Source organism: Pseudomonas sp. Irchel s3a18, assembly GCF_900187535.1.
Lineage (GTDB): Bacteria > Pseudomonadota > Gammaproteobacteria > Pseudomonadales > Pseudomonadaceae > Aquipseudomonas.
Map to the genome: position 1 here is coordinate 1 of NZ_FYDV01000039.1, position 1,909 is coordinate 1,909.

Here is a 1,909-nt window from a genome sequence, read left to right on the forward strand (position 1 = left end):
ATGGCGCGTTGCGCGTAAGCGCAACCAGTTTGGCTATGGTGGCCACGCTGGTGACTTGGAGGTGCAAGTCCTCTACACACCCGGCAAGGGGAAGTGTTAGCCAGAGGCAAGGGTGTCGCGGGTGACCGCGAATCTGAAGGAAGCCCGAGGCAAAATGCTGGCCTGACGAACAGGAAGCGGATTAGGCGGCGTAGCGGGGTAAGACGGCGCATATCGTCAAAGCCCAATACTTGCACGGAACGCTACGACGTGGATCCGACAGGCATAAGCAGGAAGGTCGCGCGAATTACCCTGGGAGATCTGCCCGTTTGCCAGTGTGCTACCGAGCGTCGAGAGGCGACGGGATGAGCGTGCAGAAGTCAGCCGAGGCCGTAGTAAGTGGCGAATAACCCCGCCACCAAGGGCCGAACAGGTTATGCCGCCAGTAGGCGCCAGAGTCTCGTCGAATGCTGAAACGCAGAATATTCTCCAAGAGAAGACTGTTTCCCCAAGTCCCGGACGGTATCCGAGGATGACGGCTGACAGGGCACAAGCATCGGCGGCGTCTGTGGCGTGGACGAACGCGGAGCCGGACACGCTGATGGAGCGGGTGCTTGCACCAGCCAACCTCAAGCGTGCGTATCAACGCGTAGTCAGCAACAAGGGTGCGCCGGGTGCTGATGGCATGACGGTCGACGAATTGGCGGGCTATGTGAAACAGTATTGGCCGATCCTCAAGACTCGGCTGCTGGCCGGCGAGTACCACCCGCAAGGTGTACGCGCCGTCGACATCCCCAAGCCCAAAGGCGGGACAAGACAACTGGGTATCCCCAGCGTCGTGGATCGCCTGATCCAACAAGCCCTGCTGCAACAGCTCACGCCGATCTTTGATCCGTTGTTTTCGGACTACAGCTACGGCTTTCGTCCGGGCAGAAGCGCTCACCAAGCCATCGAAACAGCCCGTGCCCATGTGGCGGCGGGTCACCGCTGGTGCGTGGAACTTGATCTGGAGAAGTTCTTTGATTGGGTCAACCACGATGTATTGATGGCTTACGTAGCGCGCCAAATCGAAGACAAGCGTGTGCTCACGCTGATCCGCCGCTATCTCGAGGCCGGTGTGATGTCGGGCGGGATCGCCAGTCGACGACAGGAGGGGACGCCGCAAGGCGGCCCGCTCTCGCCGTTGCTGTCGAACATCCTGCTCAACGAACTCGACCAAGAGCTTATGCGGCGGAGTCATCGCTTCGTGCGCTATGCCGATGACGCGAACATTTACGTGGGCAGTCGTCGTGCCGGCGAACGAGTGATGGCTAGCACTGAGCGGTTCCTGAATCAGCGTTTGAGACTGAGTCTGAATCGGGAAAAGAGCCGCGTGGCGCGGCCTTGGGACTGTGGCTACCTGGGTTACGGGATGAGTTCACATCGGCAACCGAGACTGAGGGTGGCGACGATGAGTTTGGGTCGCTTGCGCGACCGACTCAGAGACCTGCTGTGTGGAGCGCGGGGCCGAAAGTTGTCGGATGTAATCGAGCAACTAAACCCCGTACTGCGTGGCTGGGCTGGCTACTTCAGGCTCAGCCAAAGCAAAGGTCCTCTTGAAGAGCTTGATGGCTGGGTGCGTCGAAAACTCCGTTGTGTCGTGTGGCGCCACTGGAAGCGGCCCTCGATGAGGGCTCGCAACCTGAGACGCCTTGGGCTCAGCGAGGTGACCGCCTGGAAATCAGCCGTTAACGGTCGAGGCCCGTGGTGGAACGCGGGGGCGCCCCATATGAATCTGGCTCTGCCTAAGAAGCAATGGGATGCGCTGGGGCTTGTCTCAATACTGGAAACGATTAACCGGCTTAGCCGCATAACCTGAACCGCCGTATACGGAACCGTATGTACGGTGGTGTGAGAGGACGGCGGTTGTGAAACCGCCTCCTACTCGATC

At 59.8% G+C, this 1,909-nt stretch carries 1 protein-coding gene; it reads left to right on the plus strand.

Annotation, left to right across the window (positions count from 1 at the left end; genetic code table 11):
* Positions 1 to 415: 415 nt before the first annotated feature.
* Positions 416 to 1,837 (plus strand): group II intron reverse transcriptase/maturase, encoded by a 1,422-nt coding sequence (ltrA, locus tag CKW29_RS25315; protein WP_095149324.1) that lies wholly within the window; start codon positions 416 to 418, stop codon positions 1,835 to 1,837.
* Positions 1,838 to 1,909 lie beyond the last annotated feature (72 nt).

Coding starts and splice junctions, on each gene's coding strand:
- ltrA (WP_095149324.1), top strand. CDS start 416: ATGCCGCCAGTAGGCGCCAGAGTCTCGTCGAATGCTGAAACGCAGAAT.